Raw genomic sequence first — 18,428 nt, 5'->3', positions numbered from 1 at the left:
TAGTGCACTTATCAAGAGATTTACTAGCTAAGTCTATTCAACATGTCTTTAAGGCTTTATCGAATAATAGTCAGGGTGTCTTGTCCGAGCTGTACATATATGCAGGAAGCAAAGAGGTCGTTTTTAGCGGTAGTAATGCAAGTCTAACGGTTCAACATAGGGCTTGTATTACTGATAATAACAAGATTCATATTGTTAAGGAGGGGAGCTTTGTCTGCCCAGCCAAGTATCTATATGAAATCATTCGTAAATTGAATGATGGAAATGTGGTCATGGAGGTGAACGAGCAACTTATACTAAGTATTACTTCTGGGAACACACGCGTTTGCCTGAGCGGAATGTCGCCTATTGAGTACCCATTTATCCCTAAAACATATCATCAATACACAGGTAAAAGCATAGATGTATCGTCCAGCTTATTAAAGTCTTTGATCAAACAGGTAGCCGGGGCAGTTTCAACATCTGAGGCGAAACCGATTTTGACGGGAGTATCGCTGGAGGTTCAAGGAAATCTGCTTACTATGATTGCTACAGACGGGGTTATAAGAATGGCCTCACGGTCAATCTGTATTGAGAACGGAAGGGAATTTTTCGGAAGTGCAGTGATTCCTGGTGTTAACTTAATGGAGATAGTCAAACTGCTGGACGATGAAGGCGACGGAATGGTAACCATACAACTTAGCCATCATGAGATTAGGTTTATAGCGCAAAATCAGATTATTGAATCGGTGTTAATCGAAGGTTTATACCCATCAACCAGAAATCTTGTTCCAACCACTTATGTCTCCGAGATTATCATGAATATCAAATCATTTAGGCAAGTGATTGACCGCGTATTTGTGTTGGCTGATCATCATTTAATTACGATACATGTTTCAGAGAAAAAGTTGGAGCTTATATCAAGTACGGCCGAAATTGGTGACGTAAGGGATGAGCTTCTTTTGGAAGATAAGAACGGAGAAAATTTTAGCATTACGATAAATGGGAAGTATCTTATAAGTACGTTACGGTGTATTGAATCAGATAGCATCCGAATTCGGTATGCTGGTACAAAAAGTCCCCTTCTTTTGCTTCCAGCTTCGGACAATAGCACATGGCTGTTCTTGTTAAATCCTGTTATGACAAGGATAAACGATAGATTTAAAAATATTATTTAAGTGATCACGTAAAGACCGCTTGGTCTTCTAGAGAATTACACTGAAGAAAATGAAAGCGTTGACATTTGTTGTAGAGCATGATAATTTCATATCTATAATCTTAATGCTTTGACAGGGATGTAACCTCAATAGGGCATAACCTGGTATGTGGTTGTGAAGAATGATAAGTTTATAACTAAAACTAAATACCTTTTACAGGGATGTAACCTTTGTAGGGCATAACCTGATCTGATATGAAGCGCACTGATTTTATTTGTGCTTTATTGGATCAGGTTTTTTTTTGAGATTGTGAGCGACTTCAGTAATTTAGAAGTCTTCATAATAAATATAAAAATCATAAATTGGGGGTAAGAAAATGAAAAAGAATCTTATTTTTAGCTTATTAATGATTATGATGGTGTTCAATTTTGCAGCTTGTGTAAGTTCAAATCAAAATGCAAGTGGAAATTCCGATGAGGATAATCAAGTAGCAGAAGAGCAAAAAGAACCAGGGAAAGTGACTATTTACCTTGTTCGTCATGGTAAAACCATTTTAAACAATACTGACCGGGCTCAAGGTTGGGCTGACGGCCCCCTTATTCCTGAAGGTGAAGAGTTAATCAAGAATGTAGGGAAAGGACTGAGTGAAATACCATTTACTGCTGCTTACTCAAGCGACAGTGGTAGAGCCATACAAACAGCAAACTTGATACTTGCTGAAAATCAAACCGATGCAAAAAACTTAGAGTTAATTCAAAAACAAGGAATTCGTGAAGGCTATTTTGGAAGTTATGAAGGAGAAAAGAATGAAGTTATGTGGGGAGATGCTGCTAAACATTTGGGTTTCGATAGCCAAGAAGAACTTTTAGCTAGCGGTGGCAATATTATCGAAAAGATAATGAATGCAGTTTCAGAAATTGATCCTTCTGGAGAAGCAGAAAGTTATGAGGAGTTAAACGAGAGAGCTTTCAGCGAATTTAAATCAATTGCAGATGAGGCCTATCAAAATGGTGGTGGGGACGTATTAGTGGTATCACATGGAATAACAATGGGAACAATACTTGCCCAAATTGATGTTAATAAAGTACCAGCCGGAGGTTTTGCTAATGGCAGTGTAACAAAGTTTGAGTACGACGGGAAAGATTTGAACGTCTTAGAAGTAAATGAATTGAAGTATGTAGAAGAAGGAAAATCTAAATAAACAATTAGTGCGGTCTTGGATCGCCATTCGTAATATAGAAAACGCCCAATTTTTTTAGAAAAGATTGGGCGTTTTTATTTTAATTTATAAATAACTAATACCGGAAGGTTAAGCCTGTGCGTGCGCTCTAAAGTACACTCAATCACCGTGCATGTTATTTTATATGTTATCTAATGTACTAGATTCTCTAAATCTGGCTGCAATTTGTTGCGCAGAATATACAGCATGATGGCTCCAACAAGGAACGCGACGACATCCGCAATGACGAGTGACCATACAACCCCGTGGAAGCCATTCAATCGGTTGGCGATATAAAGTACAGGAATCAGAGTAATTCCTTGAATGACTGACATAACAAACGCGGCGGTTCCTTGCGCTGTTGCTTGGAAGATCCCCACAAACAACGAGGTCATTCCTGTAATGAACAAGGATAGAAACGTCACATGCAAAATGTAGCTACCCATTTCAATTAATTGCGGGTCATTCGTAAATAAACCAATTAAGTGGTCGGAAATCAAATAGACGACAACGCCGAACACAACAGCTAACGCCAAAATCGCTTTGATCGTAAATCCAATAGTATGTTTCATACGTAATTTATTCGCTGTAAAAGAGAAGGCAATCAACGGCACAACTCCCTCGCATAAGCCCATCAGAATAAACTCAGGAAATTGCAACAAACGTGATGAAATTCCGTATCCCGCTATGGCCTGATCTCCATATTCGACAAGAAAATGGTTCAAAATGAGCGACATTGCACCCAAGAAGACACTCATTATAAAGACAGGAACTCCGATTTTGAAAACATTACTCATAATTTCCTTGGAAGCCTTGAACCATTTTACAGAGACAGTCAAGAATTGGCTTTTATATCCCATATGGTATGCGTAAAAAACACTGGCAACCAAGTTAGAAATGACCGTTGCAGAAGCAACGCCGATTACACCCCAATGGAAGATGAAGATGACAATCGCATCAAGAATAATATTTACAACCACGCTAAGAATCATTCCGATCATGGATGTGATTGCTGCACCCTCCGAGCGCACGATGTTCTCCAGCGTGAAGAATAATATGACGAATGGTGAACCGATAAGCATAATCGTGACATAGTCTTTTGTAAATCCGAAGGATTCAGGCGTTGCTCCCAGGCTATGAACAATTGGGTCAATAAGCGGGAGGCCGACGGCCATTACGATAAGACCAAGAACTAAACTGCTGTAAAAGGCGAATGAAGAAACATGTTTTAGATCATCATATCTTTTTTCTCCTAACAAACGGGAGATGAATGTACCGCTACCCATACCAATCAAGTTGCCGAGCGCCATAATTACCGCGAATAATGGCAAGGTTAGGGCGAGTGCGGTTAACATGGCAGTATTGCCTAATGTACCAAGGAAATAGGCGTTCAGGATAGAGTAGATGACACTCATCGACGTGCCTAACATCATCGGTACAGCGAAGTGAGCTACGGCTTTTGCGATCGGTGCTTTTTCAAAATAATGGAGGTTTTCTGCATCCATGTGTGAGTCACTACTTTCTTCATTTATTTTTTGAAATGATTTGGAATTCGAACGATATTCCAATTTCCAATCTAACAGTGTTAGTTTGTACCTTACAGTGTTAGATGTTATCATGAACTTATGAACCTGTAAAGCATAATCTTACACTGTTAGATAAAAGGGCGGATACGGATGAAAAAACAACAGCCTCAGATTTCGGAGGATAAGATTTTGGAAACCTCTTGGGAGCTTCTTGGGGATGAAGGCATTGAGAAATTCAGTATGAGGCGATTGGCCGATCGGCTGGGTATTCAAGCTCCTTCTCTGTACTGGTACTTTAAGAGCAAGCAGCATCTCTACCAGCATCTGGCCAACCAGATATCGAAAATGATCCTGAACGAATTCCAATCCGACGGGGACTGGAAGGTGCAAATGGAGGGCCTTGCGATATCGATACGGAGTGTACTCCGCCGGTATCCCTGCTCCACGCAGCTTATGATGCAGACCCTGCCCCATGAGCCGGACATGATTCGCTTCACCAACCGTATGCTGCTCTGCATGGAATCGACGCCACTTGAGCAAGAGCAGAAATTGCAGGCCGTACTTACGCTTGTGAACTATGTTTTCTTCTTCGTTCTGGATAATTATGAGCATCAACGCACGGTCTCCGTAATGATTAAGGACCAGGGAGAGCTTCCGGGCGGGGAGATGATCCAGCTACTGGACTCCATGAGCGAGACGGAAGCAGGACTGTTCCGGAGAATGCACAAGGGCGGGCTGTTTGAGATGATGGGGACCGACGGATCGTTTGAGTTCGGCTTGAAGCTGATTTTGTCGGGAATTGAGCAGGTGATAAAGGAACAAGAAAATTAGAATGTAAAAAAACCGTACATCTGGATATCGGATGTGCGGTTTTTGATAAAGCTTATTGTTAATCTTATATTGCACTGTTACGTTCAAAATCGACTTGATGACGCAGGGCTACTCAGCAACAATTGTTATGAGAAAAACATTTATAAACATATCCTTTTGAATTATTATTAGGATCTATAGAGAATGAACAGAAGAAATTTGCACAGGAAGTTTCTATGAAAACGGTTACAGGATATATATTGAATGCAACATATATAAGGAGGACAGCTAGCGTTCATGAGTTTATATCTGGAAATCCCGGAACTTGACAAAAGACTCCCATTTCGAAGCTTTATTCACAAAGGGGATGTGCTCTGTTATCCTCACTGGCATAAGGAAATTGAAATTATTTATGTTACCCAGGGAAGCCTGGATTTGGGATTGAATGACAAGGTAATCCGTCTGAAGCAGGGGGAAGTCCAATTCATTAATGGCGGTGACGTCCACTTTTTTTTGTCATCCCCTGATAGTGAGCGAATTGTTATTCAATTTGATCTGAGCCTGTTCCAAGACGTATCAACACTAATTTACGATGATCGGTCGCTTCGTGACATTTTTACTCAAATAGAGCAATCCAGCAGGAACTGGCCTCGTGAAACGGCAACCAAGCTTCTTCCTCTTCTTCAAAACATAAGCACAGAAGATTACGAGCGCAAAGAGGGCTATGCATATATGATCAAGGCTAAGCTTTATGAAATGTTGGCTTTTATTCTAAGAGAAGTGCCAAGGGGGAGTGAGGAACATCGACCCCAAATCTCGGAAAATATCCTGACTCCGACCAAAGAAATGCTTTTAAAGCTGGAACGAATTTTTGAATATGTAGAAAGCCATTACCAGGAATCAATTATACTAAAAGACGTAGCCGACTATATAGGGTTCAGCCCTTATTATTTCACTAAGTTTTTTAAGAAAAATACAGGAATGACCTTTGTAACTTTTCTAAACGAATATCGACTTAATAAAGCGAAATGGATTTTGCTCAATGAAAATTATTCGATTACCGAAATAGCAGAGCAGGCCGGATTCAATAGCGTTAAGACGTTTCATCACTTCTTCAAGGAAGCGACGGGGACATCGCCTTTAAAGTATCGCATGACAATATCCGGGAATAAAACAGCAAGAAAATAGGAAGATAGTCTTTTATGAGACTTGTATGATAAGGGTATTAAACAAGTTGAGGTGCTATACATCTTGCATAAATCAAGGTCGCAGCCACTCATCTTTTTTACATAAAGTTTGCTGTGAGAAGTCTATCATGTAGGCATATTCAAAAAGGGAAAGGACGATGAAGATGAATAACCGAATTTATAATATAGCAATTGTTGGCTTTGGGGGGATGGGCAGCTATCATTGCCAGTTAATTGAGCCTGTATCACAGATTTCCGTAATTGGGGTATACGATACTGTTGAATATCGGATGGAATTGGGAAAGGAAGCCGGCTATAAAACATACGCAAATCTGGATGCTGTTCTAACAGATGAGCTGGTGGATATCGTTTTGATTGCTACACCTAATGATGTTCACAAAGATATAGCAATTCAAGCTCTCCAGGCTGGTAAACATGTAATTTGCGAAAAACCGGTTACAATAACCAGCAAGGATTTTAATGATATCGTCAAGGTAGCGAACGAGGAGAAACGCGTGTTTACGGTCCATCAAAATCGTCGCTGGGATGAAGATTTCCGGATTGCCAAGGACATCATCGATAAAAAGACATTTGGTGAGCTGTTCCATTTGGAATCCCGGGTTCAAGGAGCCAACGGCATTCCCGGCGATTGGCGCCAGCTGAAGGATTATGGTGGAGGTATGCTGCTTGATTGGGGCGTGCATTTGCTGGACCAACTGCTACAGATTACAGATAGTCAAATTGAAAGTGTTGCGGCTAATTTAAGTTATATTTTGGGAACTGAAGTGGATGATGGTTTTACGAGTTATATAACGTTCAAAGATGGTCTGACAGCACTTATTGAAGTGGGAACGACCAATTATGTGAAGTTACCGAGATGGTATCTCAAAGGAACGGAAGGGACTGCAGTGATTAGGGACTGGGATTTAAGTGGAGAGATTATCACTCGAAATCCGGATGTTGCACATATAGAGCCCAAACCTATCAAAGCGGGGCAGGGATTGACCAAAACGATGGCACCGCCGTCCGAACAGTCCACACTAAAGTTTGCGATAGAAAAGCCGGATTTGAAGGAGCAAAGCTTCTATGAAAATTTCGTCTCTGTACTCGAAGGGGAATCTGAAATTGCAATTAAAAATGATGAAGTTCACAGAGTACTTGTACTGATTGAGACCATTTTTGAGGCAGCAGAGACCAAAAGTGTGATCCATAGAAGTATTTAACACGTTTTCTGTTATTGCTGTAACTACCATAGATGGGTTAAATCGTGTAAGCCGTCATAATGACGGCTTTTTGCCTGTCTAAATTTCAGTAAGCTTAATTTTTGCCAAAAGAAGCACCGCTCTATGATGAATCCCAATCGGATTTTAATCGTCAAAGTCGCTATTTTAGCGGCTTTTTATTGTTTTATCTTACAAATCCATATCCATCCTTGAAAGCAAGAGGTTGGTCTGGTCACTCGTTTGAAAAATATCTAAATATTAAATTTACAACAAAATGTGACCAAATTCCGTCCTTGAGAGTGTTAGAGATATAAAGGAGGGCAGAACAACCATGCAGCGATCAGTGCCCCAACGGGGAGATCATGTGATGAAAGTCTATGAGACTTACGCGGATACGCTGTTCCGGATTGCCATGGTGCACCTCGGCAGGCGAGAGGACGCGGAGGAAGCCACTCAGGATACCTTCATCAAGTTAATGGAAAAAGCCCCTACGTTCAACGATGCAGAACATCAGAAAGCATGGTTGATCCGGGTCATCACCAATCATTGTAAATCCTTATTAGGCAGAGGCTGGCGCAAACGGGAGGTCAAGCTGGAGGGAGAAGATCCCCTTACGACAGACGCCCCCGAAGATCAGGCACTGATCGAACTCGTGTTGTCACTGCCTGTCAAGTATAGATCGGTGGTTCATTTGTACTATTACGAAGATTATCCGATCCGGGAAATCGGCGAGATCCTGCAGATCAGCGAGTCTGCGGTGAAGATGCGATTGAAGCGGGGAAGACAGCTGTTAAAACTGGAGCTGGAAGGAGAAGAACCCCAATGAACGAGGAACAATTCAAACGTAACTATAAGAAAGCGGTGGACCATATGAAAACAAATGACCAAATGAAAAAGCGGATAGAAGAAACCTTGAACACACAACGCCATGAGCAAAAACGCCAGCGAAAACCTCTATATATTGCAGCAAGCGTCGTCATTGCTGCCAGTGTCGGACTCGCGGCGCCAAGCATATGGCAGCAAGTGAGCGGACCGACCGCGCCAGCGACGCAAGTGGCACAGGTCACTCCGGGTGCGTCATTCGACCCGGTGGTGATTCCGAAGACAGAGCTGCCTGATTCCAAGAATGGCGTGAAAGCCGATATGCTTCAACTGGTGGTCTATCAGGGGAATGTCTATACACAGTCTGCTACATCACTTGACGGTGCAGATGCGCTTGCCCTGCGAGGCGAGAAGCTCGGTACTACGACCGGGGGCATTCATGAGCTGAGCGACAAGGGGGAGTATACGGAGCTGGCCTCCAACATTGGAGAAGCGGACATCTATGCGGTCAACGGCTACGACACGAATTTCCGCATCATGTCTTACACCGAGATCGATGGTCAGGGGTATGCCCAACTGTTTGACCAGAGCAACGGCATCACTATCGGCAGCGGCGAAGACCTGATCGGCAAGCTTCATCTCAAAGCGAACGTCGCTTCGGCGCAGTGGGAGACCTTCGCCAGCTGGAACAACGGCTTGCAGCAGATGCAGCCGCTCGCAGCGGACAAAGCGCTGACAAGCTTTATCTTAGCGCTTTATGCTGCCAAACCGGTAGCAACTAGCCCTGAGCTGGAGGAGCGACTTTACGGGCAGGAAGATCGCAAGATCATCTACCTGACGCTCGAAGATAAGACGCAGGTCCAATTAGTCCTGTTTGGGGAAGGTCTGGTGCGTTACGGCAATGTACCGGTATTCTTCGAAATCGAGAAAGGCGCCTTCCAAGCATTCTGGAACAACCTGGGTGAATAAGGCGAAGCCAGCATTAAGATGAACATTCAGGATTAGGGAAATGACTTCATGCTGATTCAAAAGATTCCAAAGAAGATCGCCTAGCTGTCCGAATGAAATTAAGATCATAAAAGCCCACGTATTGCTCGAGTTGGAGCAGAACGTGGGCTTTGGGTTATTTGAATAATCCTGGAGTTTAAGTTTGATATGTTTCTTTTATAAACTGAATAAAGTGTGCAGTAGCTGAACTGAATATTTTATTCTTTTTCCAAGCGAGTACATGACTAGTGGTTCGTTCAGGTTCAAATGGAACAAAACAAGTATGACTACTTTCCCGGATCGTATAAGATCCACTCACACAAATGGCATATCCAAGTTTCCGTTCTACCAATAGCATAGCATTCGTCAGTAAATTATGTGATGCAAAAATAGACAGGCTATCATTCTCAACTCCAAGCCAGCTTGCAATCTCATTTTGTACAATTGTACGTCGAGGTGGAATTAAGGGTAAAGCAAGAATATCTTCAATACCAATAGATTTTTTCTGAGCAAGAGGATCATCACGTCTCATCAGAATCCCCCACTTTTCCTCATAGGGTAATCGAATAAATTCATACTTTGCAGCTTCAATTGGTTCCAAAAATATACCGATATCGATATTTCCTCGATCAAGTTTCTCTCTAATATCATCTCCGTCTGCGCTGTACAATTCATATTGTACCCTAGGGTGCCGATTGGAGAATTCCTCTAATAATTCTGGCAACGCTCTAGAAACGGTGGACTCAACACATCCAATAGAAACAACGCCACCGATCAAATCTTTTTGTTCTGCCAGATCTCTTTCTGTCTTATCTAGAAGGAAAATAATTTCTTTTACCCGTTGTTGAAAAAGTAGCCCGCTATCGGTCAGCGTGATTTGCCTCTTGCCCCGTATAAACAAGCGAGAACCCAGCTCTTCTTCAAGATCCATAAGCTGTCTGCTTAGTGTTGGCTGTGTAATGTGAAGAATCTCTGCTGCTTTTGTTATATTGCCCACATTAGCCACAGTTAAAAAATACTTCAAAACACGAATATCCATTTCTAATCCCCCTTCCATAAGTCCGTTAATGGATAACTTACAGATTATTATACGATACATATTAGGCATGATAAAACATTCATCATAGGTATTAGAAATCTTTCGCTTTGGAAACTACCATAGGAGTAGATACTCTTACACAAATTTATGAGCCTGATAAAAAATACGGTTAAGAAAGGAAAAGATGATGAAGAAAAGAATTTTGGGAATCAACGGTTTGGAAACCTCTGAAGTTGGATTTGGATGTATGGGGCTGAACTACCATCGGGGACCGGCAAAAGACCGGAGTGAAATGATGTCCGTTGTACACTCAGCTATTGATGCTGGCATCACGATGTTTGATACAGCGGAGGTTTATGGGCCTTACACCAATGAGGAGCTTGTAGGTGAGGCGCTCACAGGGCATCGGCATAAGGTACAGATTGCAACGAAAGGAGGCCATAAGATTGCTAGCACAACAAATGAACTGGACAGCCGACCAGAATCCATTATTCGTTCGGTTGAAGGATCATTAAAAAGATTAAAAACAGATTATATCGATTTATATTACATCCACCGTGTTGATCCAAAGGTTCCAATTGAAGATGTGGCGTTGACGATGCAAAAACTAAAAAAAGAAGGTAAGATTCTTCACTGGGGGTTGTCAGAGGCGAGCGCTACAACGATTCGTCGTGCGCATTCCGTTGAACCACTAACGGCAGTGGAAAGTGAATACTCGATGTGGTGGCGAGAGCTGGAAAGAGACATTTTTCCTGTACTCGATGAGTTGGGGATCGGTTTGGTAGCCTATAGTCCCCTTGGTCGTGGATTTCTTACCGGGAAATTAGACAAGAATGCTTCATTCACCGAGAACGACAACAGGGGCGAGCTTCCACGGTTTACAAAGGAAGCGATGGAAGCAAATCAGGTGGTTGTTCAGTATCTGAGTAAGCTGGCTGAGAAGAAAAATGTAACCACAGCGCAAATTGCACTAGCATGGATTCTTGCTCAGAAACCCTCTATTGTACCTATCCCAGGGACAACAAATGTCAGTAGAATCTCAGAAAATGTTGCAGCAACTGATATCGTCTTCACCGAGCAAGAATTGATGACAATTAATGATGAGATTAGCAAGATCCAAATTGTTGGTGACCGCTATCCCGAATCTGAGAAGAAAAAGACAGGCAATTAAAAGGTTAAACACCTCACCTTGAATATTCAAGGTGAGGTGTTTTGGGTGTAAAGGCGTCCGTTGTCATTCCAATTGCCATACATTTTATTTTGTTTGGTGTTTGTTATAAATTTATCTAATCTTTTGTTGAATAACTCAGGTTGATTTTTATAGCTTTGGATGGTGTCGATTCGAATTCTTTTATAAAGATCTGGAAATGCCGCAAAATTCTGATATACATCCGTTTCCTCTTTCAACCTCTGCTCAATAATAGGGTCAATTTTAAATGATTCGTAACTGAGATCAGGGAGAGCCTTTCGACCTTCATCTGTCATTAATCCCAACGATTCAAGGCGACGGGCCCGTTCTTTATTCAATTCAGTCCATGAACTTTTTTTGCTTCTAGGAGATAGCCTTTGAGCTAATTGAGTCTCGGAAATTTTCTTTTTTTGTCCATCAATCCATCCAAAACACAAGGCTTCTTCAACAGCATCCAGATACATCAACGTACTTGGTGTTGATTTCATACTCACAACGACCCAGCAAGAATTTTCAGTCAAACAATGTTCTTGAAACCAAGATCTCAATTCGCTTTTTGACTTTGCTGGAAGCAGTTCGTTAAGTGGCATTAGAAATTACGATATCGAGGAATGTATCAGCGTCGCTATTAAACTTCCAAACGATACCAAATTTATCAACCAACATTCCGAAGCAAGAAGACCAAGGCATTTCTGATAATGGCATGATCACATAGCCACCTACAGACAAATTAGAAAAGTAATTTTCCATTGCCTGTTTATCATCAATAATGATACTAATGATTACATTGTTACCTTTAACCAACTCACCCGTTACGTTCTTCATCGATGGAAGAAGATCCGACATCATTATTTTTCCACCAGCGAATTCTAACGATGATTCCATAATCATATTCAACTCATTTTCCGGCAAAGGGTAGTTTGGATCTTGTGAAAAATCCTTGAATTTCACTTTTTTTACCTCACTTGCGTTTAAAGCTTCTGAATAAAACGCGATAACCTGCTCTGTGTTCCCATCAAAATTTAAATATGCAATAACTGACATGATAAAACCTCCTTCTTGTAATACATGAAGTGTAAGCTATAATAGGTGACAGCTAGATTGTCACCTATTATAGCTTTGTTCAAAATTTATTTACCTAAAGAGGAATATCATGAACAAAATTGAAAGATTAATATCTATCATAATGATCTTGCTGCAAAAGAATGTGGTATCAGCCACCGAATTTGCTAAATTATTCAATGTATCAAAAAGAACGATTCTACGTGATATGGAAACACTCGGATTATCTAATATTCCTATTTATTCTATAAATGGAGTGAACGGTGGATACGGGATTATGGATGAATACAAAATAGACAAACGACTTTTAAGTAGCAAAGACTTAGAAAATATACTAACTGCACTGGGCGGATTAGGAAAAATTCTCTTTAGTGACGAAGTAGAATCAACGCTTAAAAAGATTGAATCGATGATAGGTTCAACGACTTCAGGAGGTACAATTCAACTGTCTTTTTATAATTGGGATGGTCGTCCTGAAATTGTCCAAATCTTAAAGACTTGTCAGGAAGCAATAGAGCAAGGAAGGTTACTTACATTCGATTATATAGATCAAAGTGGAGTCAAGTCGCAAAGACGGGTTGAGCCATACCAGCTTCATTTTAGTGAAATGAGTTGGTATTTGAAGGGGTTTTGTTTAGATCGAATGGAATATCGAACTTTTAAACTGTCCAGAACGGATAATCTGAACATCGATATTAAAACATTTGTTGCTAGAGATTATCTGACTGAACAGAAAACAGAGCAATATTATCAACCGAAACTAATTACAATTAAAACATTGATCTCACATCGAATAAAAGATCAATTTATTGAAAGATACGGTCAAAAAAGGATTGTAGCCTACAATTCTGAACTCCTTATAGCCGAAATAGATATGCCGCAAAACCACTTTGGATTTCGGTTCTTAGCTAGTTTCGGAACGGATTTGGAAATCGTAGAACCTAAAGCATATGTTGAAGAGTTTCGAGAGTTTCTAAATGCCATGATAAATAAATATGTCTAAGAACCCATTTCTTAAGGAGGTATTTAGTTATGGAAAAAGTGATCTACTTAATTACAGGCGTAATGGCTTCTGGTAAGTCAACAGTGTCGGAGTTGCTGGCTTCCAAGCTGGGAAAAGCCGTGCATCTGCGTGGCGATATATTCCGTAGCATGATTGTATCCGGACGCGAAGACATGTCCGCTGAACCGTCGGAAGAAGCAGTCCATCAATTATATTTGCGTTATCGGTTAGCCGCAAATGCCGCAAAAACCTATTATGAGAATGGTTTTTCTGTTGTTTTGCAGGATAATTACTACGGTGCGGAATTAGTCTATATGATGGAGCAGTTAAAGGATTACCCGGTTCAGTTAGTTGTACTGTCTCCGAAGGTAGAGGTGGTAAAAGAGCGTGAAAAATCAAGAGGGAAAGTTGGGTACACTGGCTTCACGGTAGAGAATTTGTATTCAGACTTCTTGAAGGAAACGCCTCAAATCGGATTTTGGCTCGATAGTTCGGATCAGTCCCCTGAGCAATCAGTAAATGATATTTTACAGCACTATAGATGAAAACCAATGACTAATTTCAAGTCGCAAAAAGTCACAGAATGCTCCGAATATGAGTTTTTCAAACTTTGTACAATGCGTAATGATCATTAAAATATGCAATAATAAAGTCCCGGAAATTTCTGGCCGAAGAAGATAAATGTCTATCCTTCACCCAAGATAGTCCTACTGGATAGGTGGGATTAATATCCGCGACTCTGACGTAATTCAAATCCAATTTTCTACAGACCGAAATAGGGAGCAACGCGATACCCTGATTGACCTTAATAATTTCCGCCAGTAAATGAGAATCTACCTCGAAAATATTCTTGGGAGTGAATCCTGCTTTTTTGCAAAGCTCGGTTGTAAAAAAGCTATATTCCTCATTATTAGCAAGGGAAATAAAAGATTCATCGGCCACTTTACTTAACGAAATTTCAGATTTTGTCGCAAACTTGTGAGTGGATGGTAAAACTAGCACGATATCTTCATTAATAAGGACACAACTTTCAATCTCATCGTCTGCTATAGGTGGACCTGCGATCCCCAAATCAATATCCCCTTTTTTTAAGCTTGCAAGGATGTCATTTCTAGCTCCGAGTCCCTGTTGTATATTGGTATCCGGCCACTGGGTAATGTACCTGCTGATCAATCCAGATAGGAACCTGGGATTTGAAATCGATATTTTGATGGTATGGTCAATTGCCATATCCTTCGTCTGTATTTCCATTCTTGCATTTTCAATTTCGGTGAAGATCCTGTTGACATGGTTCAAGAGGATTTTTCCGGATGCATTCAATTGTATATTTCTCCCTTTCCGATCAAATAAGGTTGTACCCAACTCATCCTCAAGTCTCTTTATCGTCAGGCTTAAAGAAGGCTGAGCAATATTTAATTGTTCGGCAGCCTTAGAAATATGTTCTGTATAAGCGACTGTCTGAAAGTATTTCAATTGAAGCAGCTCCACTATAGTGCACCCCTTATATTTATTAGAATAAATAAGTTTATATATTATCATGTATTATATTAAATGTAAATTGAGATGTAAAATGGGTTTTGTAATCATCATTTCGATAGAGAAATCAGACAACAGAATGAAGAAATTAGAGATCGGAAGGTGTCGTTCAGATGAGAAAGGAAGAAGTGGTTAAGCAATTTACAACTCCGCTGGATGCAGGGGCATTTCCTTTGGGACCATATCGTTTTTATAATCGCGAATACTTGAACATTTTATATAGAACTGATCTGGAACGCTTAAGAAAAATCGTTCCGGAGCCATTGGAGGTTACCTCTCCGCTTGTAAAGTTTGAGATTATGAAAATGCCGGATGTAACAGGCCTTGGTTCCTATACAGAATGTGGTCAGGTGATACCTGTGAGCTTTGAAGGGGAGGAAGGAGACTATCTCCACGCAATGTACGTAGACAGTTTTCCTGCAATCGCATCAGGCAGGGAAATAGGTGCCTATCCTAAAAAAATGGGCAAACCCAGTTTGTATGTAGATTCCGACACATTGGTTGGGCTTATGGATTATGGCTCTTTGAGAGTGGCTACCGCGACCATGGGATATAAGCATTTTCCACTCGATCATTCGGAGGCGCTACAAGAGATTGTTAAACCAAATTATATGCTGAAAAAGATGCCTGGTTATGACGGATATCCAAGAATCTGTGAATTGGTACGGAGCCAAATTACGGATATTAAAATACAGGGTGCCTGGTCAGGCCCTGCAAGACTGGAGCTATTCGCTCATGCTCTTGCGCCAATGGCAGATTTGCCTGTACTTGAGGTTGTTTCGGCTTCCCATATCATCACAGAGCTTTCGCTGCCTTCTCCAACAGTTATATATGATTATTTAGCTGATGAAAAATAAACGTCATTAAAAGCAATCAAAAAGAAAAGGTAGGGGAATTCCATATGAGAATTGCAATTTTAGGAGCAGGTTCCTTAGGAACCATCGCTGGTGCATATATTGCTGCCGGCGGACAAGATGTAGAGTTGATCGATGTCTATCAAGCACATGTTGACGCATTAAACCAGACAGGGGCCCAAATTACTGGCACTACGGATTTTCAGGCAAAGGTGAAGGCCATTACTCCTGACGACATGTCAGGAACATATGATTTAATCTTGCTTTTAACTAAACAGCTATATAACGAGTCCGTTCTAAAAGATCTGCTGCCGTATTTAGATGACCAAAGTGTTGTGCTTTCCTTGCAAAACGGTATCCCTGAAGAGAAGGTGGCTTCCATTGTTGGCCGGGAACGCGTAATTGCCGGATCTGTTGAATTTGGTGCTACGTTTATTGAACCGGGAGTATCAAGACTTACAACAGAGTTCAATCGCTTTAAGCAGTACGCTTTTCAAATTGGCGAATTAAATGGTGAAACAACCGAAAGAATTCAACAGATCAAATCTATACTTGACCTTGTGGGAGGAACACATATTTCCGATAACCTGGTGGGCACGAAGTGGTCTAAATTGCTTATTAACAATGCATTTAGCGGCCTATCTGCAGCACTTAATGTGGAGTATGGCGTTGTACTTGATCATGATATTAGTATTGTAAGTGCCGTTCGTATTGCTGATGAAACGATCAAAGTTGGACACGCAAATGGGGTGAAATTTGCCACGATGAGTGGCTTCGATATTGAATCTTTGGAAATACAAAGTGATAAGGATATCCCGGAACGAATTGAAACACTTCGGGTTCTCATGGAGTCCTCCAGACTGTTAAAAGCAAGCATGCTGCAGGATCTCGAAAAGCAACGGAAGACCGAAATTGATTATATTAATGGAGTAGTTCCACGGTCAGCTTCAGGCAAACAAATCTCAACACCTTATAATGATATGGTTGTAAGATTAGTTAAACAAGCTGAAGAATCTCAAACCGTGCCTGATTTCGATACTAATATTAAGTTCTTTGAAGAGCTTAACAATAACAGATGATATAAGCGAGTTGTAGATCGCCTGAAAACGTGTTGAGGAGATAATTCCTCAATGCGTTTTTTTTATCACTAAACGTTTCCTTAAAGCTTAGGGCAATTGGGATAATGTCCCATAGTAGATCTCAGTAGAAACAGCAGATAATAAAAGCACGGCATGCTCAAAGTTATTTGGTTTTAACTATCCACTACTTAGGGGCAATATAAGCTTAATCTCTCTTGTACACCTGCTAAGATCTCTTCTGGCATCTCCTTGACCTTGATATCTCCACCTAAGAAAAGCAACCAATTGGTTATTTCGGTTAACTCTTCTGCATGATGAACATTGATAAACGTCTTAATAACGGCTGTGGTTTGGTAAGGGTTCGTATAAGAAAGTGAAAGCTTTAAAGGATGGTATTTCTTAAACTGTGCAATCGCCTTTGGACCAAGTTCAAGGACAAGGTTGATCATTTCTTCCTGCTTACTTAATTTTTCTAAAATCTTTTTCTTACTTACCTTTTTTTTCGTAGGGAATGGTTCTATATGGGTAAGATTGTCGACAGGTAAAATCCGTCTTTTTTCTTCCTCTAAGTCAAAGCCTTCAATTAGCCATAGGCTTTTTTCACGATAAAGGTGCAAAAGATAAATGGGATACGACTTTATTTCCCTTTCTTCTTGGACAGTAACCAACAAATAGCTCTCTATAAGAAGAAGCTGGATGAGTTTTTCTAACATAGGATGGGGCAGGTCTGAAAGATCAAGCAAGTCGGGATTATGGGGGTTGGTCCCTTCAAAAAGCAATATTTGATTTAAAATAACAAGGGCATCTTGCTGATTTTCTGAGATGAGACCCAGTAACTTTTCTGTTAAAGACTGACGACTCTTTAGATAAGGAAGTTGTTGATTTCTAGTTGCCATAAAGGCAATAAAAAGAGCTTTGATTTCATTATCGGTAAAGCGGACCGTGGGCAGGACAGAGTTGTTCATGACAAAATAACCGCCATCCCTCCCGACTTCAGCGACAAGCGGCATACCCATAGCTTCAATTTCTCTGATATCTCGAATAGCGGTCGAACGAGAGATGTTAAATTCCCGCATGATTTCAGAAATGGTAAAGTGGGCGCGGTTGTTGATATACCGCATGATGATATTAATCCGTTCAACTTTTTTCATCGGATCCCCCTAAACAGTATCATAATTTGACATGATTTAAGGTTATTATAAACCCATCAAGTGAAAAGACAAATCGATTCATAAATTTAAAGAGGACGGTGTTACGAATGAGTAATTATAATTTTGAAGAAAAAGACAGCTTTATCGTTTTGGGTATTGGAACAGAGCTTAAGAGCGACTACACAGACTATGCTGGCATCAACAAAGAAAAGGCGGATTTTTGGTCGGCTGTGAAAGAAGATGGAAGTCTGGACAATTTAAAAGAAATAGCGACAAATGACTATATTTTTGCCGTGAACGAAGCGGTGAATAACAAGATGATGCATTATGCTGGCGTCATGACAGAAGAAACACTGCCAGAAGCAACCAGAGTGATCCAATTCCCTAAAGGAGAATACCTGGTCGTTAAGGGGGAAGGGACAACATCTGATGAATTAAGTAATAACCTTACTGGCGTTGCTTTTGGTCAAGTCCTACCAACGGAAACGAATTATGCTTATGTTGGTGGGCCAAATACTACGGTTGAGATGGGGCAACGAAACGGCTTGCTGTTTGGTGAAATATGGATTCCTGTAGTAAAGAAATAAACTTGAAGGAGAGATCGG

Annotated in this window: 19 protein-coding genes; 13 read left to right on the top strand and 6 right to left on the bottom strand. The window is 40.8% G+C overall.

Annotated elements, in window-relative coordinates; all coding sequences use genetic code 11:
- Nucleotides 1-2: 2 nt before the first annotated feature.
- On the top strand, nucleotides 3-1,157 hold the full coding sequence (gene dnaN / locus ACDJ58_RS16505) for a DNA polymerase III subunit beta (RefSeq protein WP_413379701.1): 1,155 nt from the start codon (nucleotides 3-5) through the stop codon (nucleotides 1,155-1,157).
- Nucleotides 1,158-1,512: 355 nt separating this feature from the next.
- Nucleotides 1,513-2,337 (top strand): histidine phosphatase family protein, encoded by an 825-nt coding sequence (locus ACDJ58_RS16500; protein ID WP_413371963.1) that lies wholly within the window; start codon nucleotides 1,513-1,515, stop codon nucleotides 2,335-2,337.
- 170 nt (nucleotides 2,338-2,507) lie between these two features.
- Here the strand turns inward: ACDJ58_RS16500 and ACDJ58_RS16495 are convergent, their stop codons facing one another.
- Nucleotides 2,508-3,860 (bottom strand): MATE family efflux transporter, encoded by a 1,353-nt coding sequence (locus ACDJ58_RS16495; RefSeq protein WP_413371962.1) that lies wholly within the window; start codon nucleotides 3,858-3,860, stop codon nucleotides 2,508-2,510.
- A 171-nt stretch (nucleotides 3,861-4,031) separates the two neighbouring features.
- Here ACDJ58_RS16495 and ACDJ58_RS16490 point away from each other — a divergent pair, with 171 nt between their 5' ends.
- The 5 genes from ACDJ58_RS16490 (at nucleotide 4,032) to ACDJ58_RS16470 (ending at nucleotide 8,892) form a co-directional block, all read left to right on the top strand.
- Nucleotides 4,032-4,712, top strand: a complete 681-nt coding sequence (locus tag ACDJ58_RS16490) for a TetR/AcrR family transcriptional regulator (RefSeq protein WP_413371961.1) — start codon at nucleotides 4,032-4,034, stop codon at nucleotides 4,710-4,712.
- A 276-nt stretch (nucleotides 4,713-4,988) separates the two neighbouring features.
- Entirely contained in the window at nucleotides 4,989-5,879 is an 891-nt protein-coding gene (locus ACDJ58_RS16485) for an AraC family transcriptional regulator (RefSeq protein WP_413371960.1), read from the top strand.
- A 157-nt stretch (nucleotides 5,880-6,036) separates the two neighbouring features.
- A complete protein-coding gene (locus ACDJ58_RS16480; protein ID WP_413371959.1) occupies nucleotides 6,037-7,101 on the top strand; it encodes a Gfo/Idh/MocA family protein in 1,065 nt (354 codons plus the stop codon).
- A 331-nt stretch (nucleotides 7,102-7,432) separates the two neighbouring features.
- Nucleotides 7,433-7,927, top strand: coding sequence for an RNA polymerase sigma factor (locus ACDJ58_RS16475; RefSeq protein ID WP_413371958.1), 495 nt, complete (start codon nucleotides 7,433-7,435; stop codon nucleotides 7,925-7,927).
- Complete coding sequence (locus ACDJ58_RS16470) at nucleotides 7,924-8,892, top strand: hypothetical protein (RefSeq protein WP_413371957.1); 969 nt, start codon at nucleotides 7,924-7,926, stop codon at nucleotides 8,890-8,892. Before ACDJ58_RS16475 ends, ACDJ58_RS16470 begins: the two co-directional genes overlap by 4 nt.
- 175 nt (nucleotides 8,893-9,067) lie before the next feature.
- Here the strand turns inward: ACDJ58_RS16470 and ACDJ58_RS16465 are convergent, their stop codons facing one another.
- Nucleotides 9,068-9,949, bottom strand: coding sequence for a LysR family transcriptional regulator (locus tag ACDJ58_RS16465; RefSeq protein ID WP_413371956.1), 882 nt, complete (start codon nucleotides 9,947-9,949; stop codon nucleotides 9,068-9,070).
- 187 nt (nucleotides 9,950-10,136) lie between these two features.
- Here ACDJ58_RS16465 and ACDJ58_RS16460 point away from each other — a divergent pair, with 187 nt between their 5' ends.
- Nucleotides 10,137-11,120 carry an aldo/keto reductase gene (locus ACDJ58_RS16460; protein ID WP_413379699.1) on the top strand — a complete coding sequence of 328 codons (984 nt, stop codon included), beginning with the start codon at nucleotides 10,137-10,139 and terminating at the stop codon, nucleotides 11,118-11,120.
- A 26-nt stretch (nucleotides 11,121-11,146) separates the two neighbouring features.
- Here ACDJ58_RS16460 and ACDJ58_RS16455 read toward each other — a convergent pair whose 3' ends face one another.
- A complete protein-coding gene (locus ACDJ58_RS16455) occupies nucleotides 11,147-11,728 on the bottom strand; it encodes a YdeI/OmpD-associated family protein (protein ID WP_413371955.1) in 582 nt (193 codons plus the stop codon).
- The gene (locus ACDJ58_RS16450) at nucleotides 11,718-12,182 is read right to left on the bottom strand and encodes a VOC family protein (protein WP_413371954.1); all 465 of its coding nucleotides are present in this window, start codon (nucleotides 12,180-12,182) and stop codon (nucleotides 11,718-11,720) included. Before ACDJ58_RS16450 ends, ACDJ58_RS16455 begins: the two co-directional genes overlap by 11 nt.
- A 109-nt stretch (nucleotides 12,183-12,291) precedes the next feature.
- Here ACDJ58_RS16450 and ACDJ58_RS16445 point away from each other — a divergent pair, with 109 nt between their 5' ends.
- Nucleotides 12,292-13,203 carry a helix-turn-helix transcriptional regulator gene (locus ACDJ58_RS16445; protein WP_413371953.1) on the top strand — a complete coding sequence of 304 codons (912 nt, stop codon included), beginning with the start codon at nucleotides 12,292-12,294 and terminating at the stop codon, nucleotides 13,201-13,203.
- A 29-nt stretch (nucleotides 13,204-13,232) separates the two neighbouring features.
- Nucleotides 13,233-13,748 (top strand): AAA family ATPase, encoded by a 516-nt coding sequence (locus tag ACDJ58_RS16440; protein WP_413371952.1) that lies wholly within the window; start codon nucleotides 13,233-13,235, stop codon nucleotides 13,746-13,748.
- A gap of 58 nt (nucleotides 13,749-13,806) precedes the next feature.
- Here the strand turns inward: ACDJ58_RS16440 and ACDJ58_RS16435 are convergent, their stop codons facing one another.
- Nucleotides 13,807-14,691, bottom strand: a complete 885-nt coding sequence (locus ACDJ58_RS16435; protein WP_413371951.1) for a LysR family transcriptional regulator — start codon at nucleotides 14,689-14,691, stop codon at nucleotides 13,807-13,809.
- Between the two features lie 161 nt (nucleotides 14,692-14,852).
- On the opposite strand from ACDJ58_RS16435, the gene ACDJ58_RS16430 reads away from it, so the two are divergent.
- Entirely contained in the window at nucleotides 14,853-15,596 is a 744-nt protein-coding gene (locus ACDJ58_RS16430; RefSeq protein WP_413371950.1) for an acetoacetate decarboxylase, read from the top strand.
- A gap of 44 nt (nucleotides 15,597-15,640) precedes the next feature.
- Nucleotides 15,641-16,672, top strand: coding sequence for a ketopantoate reductase family protein (locus ACDJ58_RS16425; protein WP_413371949.1), 1,032 nt, complete (start codon nucleotides 15,641-15,643; stop codon nucleotides 16,670-16,672).
- 188 nt (nucleotides 16,673-16,860) lie between these two features.
- Here the strand turns inward: ACDJ58_RS16425 and ACDJ58_RS16420 are convergent, their stop codons facing one another.
- Nucleotides 16,861-17,823, bottom strand: a complete 963-nt coding sequence (locus ACDJ58_RS16420) for a helix-turn-helix transcriptional regulator (RefSeq protein ID WP_413371948.1) — start codon at nucleotides 17,821-17,823, stop codon at nucleotides 16,861-16,863.
- A gap of 107 nt (nucleotides 17,824-17,930) precedes the next feature.
- On the opposite strand from ACDJ58_RS16420, the gene ACDJ58_RS16415 reads away from it, so the two are divergent.
- Nucleotides 17,931-18,410 carry a GyrI-like domain-containing protein gene (locus tag ACDJ58_RS16415; protein ID WP_413371947.1) on the top strand — a complete coding sequence of 160 codons (480 nt, stop codon included), beginning with the start codon at nucleotides 17,931-17,933 and terminating at the stop codon, nucleotides 18,408-18,410.
- Nucleotides 18,411-18,428: the final 18 nt, after the last annotated feature.

The sequence above is a fragment of the Paenibacillus taichungensis genome, assembly GCF_047302525.1.
Taxonomy (GTDB): Bacteria; Bacillota; Bacilli; order Paenibacillales; family Paenibacillaceae; genus Paenibacillus; species Paenibacillus taichungensis_B.
The sequence above is the reverse complement of the archived record's forward strand: the minus strand, read 5'-3'. Positions and strand labels throughout refer to the sequence as shown.

Excerpts from the sequence above, each read along its gene's own strand:
- ACDJ58_RS16500 (WP_413371963.1), top strand. The coding sequence starts at position 1,513 with ATGAAAAAGAATCTTATTTTTAGCTTATTAATGATTATGATGGTGTTC.
- ACDJ58_RS16495 (WP_413371962.1), bottom strand. The coding sequence starts at position 3,860 with ATGGATGCAGAAAACCTCCATTATTTTGAAAAAGCACCGATCGCAAAA.
- ACDJ58_RS16490 (WP_413371961.1), top strand. The coding sequence starts at position 4,032 with ATGAAAAAACAACAGCCTCAGATTTCGGAGGATAAGATTTTGGAAACC.
- ACDJ58_RS16485 (WP_413371960.1), top strand. The coding sequence starts at position 4,989 with ATGAGTTTATATCTGGAAATCCCGGAACTTGACAAAAGACTCCCATTT.
- ACDJ58_RS16480 (WP_413371959.1), top strand. The coding sequence starts at position 6,037 with ATGAAGATGAATAACCGAATTTATAATATAGCAATTGTTGGCTTTGGG.
- ACDJ58_RS16475 (WP_413371958.1), top strand. The coding sequence starts at position 7,433 with ATGCAGCGATCAGTGCCCCAACGGGGAGATCATGTGATGAAAGTCTAT.
- ACDJ58_RS16470 (WP_413371957.1), top strand. The coding sequence starts at position 7,924 with ATGAACGAGGAACAATTCAAACGTAACTATAAGAAAGCGGTGGACCAT.
- ACDJ58_RS16465 (WP_413371956.1), bottom strand. The coding sequence starts at position 9,949 with ATGGATATTCGTGTTTTGAAGTATTTTTTAACTGTGGCTAATGTGGGC.
- ACDJ58_RS16460 (WP_413379699.1), top strand. The coding sequence starts at position 10,137 with ATGAAGAAAAGAATTTTGGGAATCAACGGTTTGGAAACCTCTGAAGTT.
- ACDJ58_RS16455 (WP_413371955.1), bottom strand. The coding sequence starts at position 11,728 with ATGCCACTTAACGAACTGCTTCCAGCAAAGTCAAAAAGCGAATTGAGA.
- ACDJ58_RS16450 (WP_413371954.1), bottom strand. The coding sequence starts at position 12,182 with ATGTCAGTTATTGCATATTTAAATTTTGATGGGAACACAGAGCAGGTT.
- ACDJ58_RS16445 (WP_413371953.1), top strand. The coding sequence starts at position 12,292 with ATGAACAAAATTGAAAGATTAATATCTATCATAATGATCTTGCTGCAA.
- ACDJ58_RS16440 (WP_413371952.1), top strand. The coding sequence starts at position 13,233 with ATGGAAAAAGTGATCTACTTAATTACAGGCGTAATGGCTTCTGGTAAG.
- ACDJ58_RS16430 (WP_413371950.1), top strand. The coding sequence starts at position 14,853 with ATGAGAAAGGAAGAAGTGGTTAAGCAATTTACAACTCCGCTGGATGCA.
- ACDJ58_RS16425 (WP_413371949.1), top strand. The coding sequence starts at position 15,641 with ATGAGAATTGCAATTTTAGGAGCAGGTTCCTTAGGAACCATCGCTGGT.
- ACDJ58_RS16420 (WP_413371948.1), bottom strand. The coding sequence starts at position 17,823 with ATGAAAAAAGTTGAACGGATTAATATCATCATGCGGTATATCAACAAC.
- ACDJ58_RS16415 (WP_413371947.1), top strand. The coding sequence starts at position 17,931 with ATGAGTAATTATAATTTTGAAGAAAAAGACAGCTTTATCGTTTTGGGT.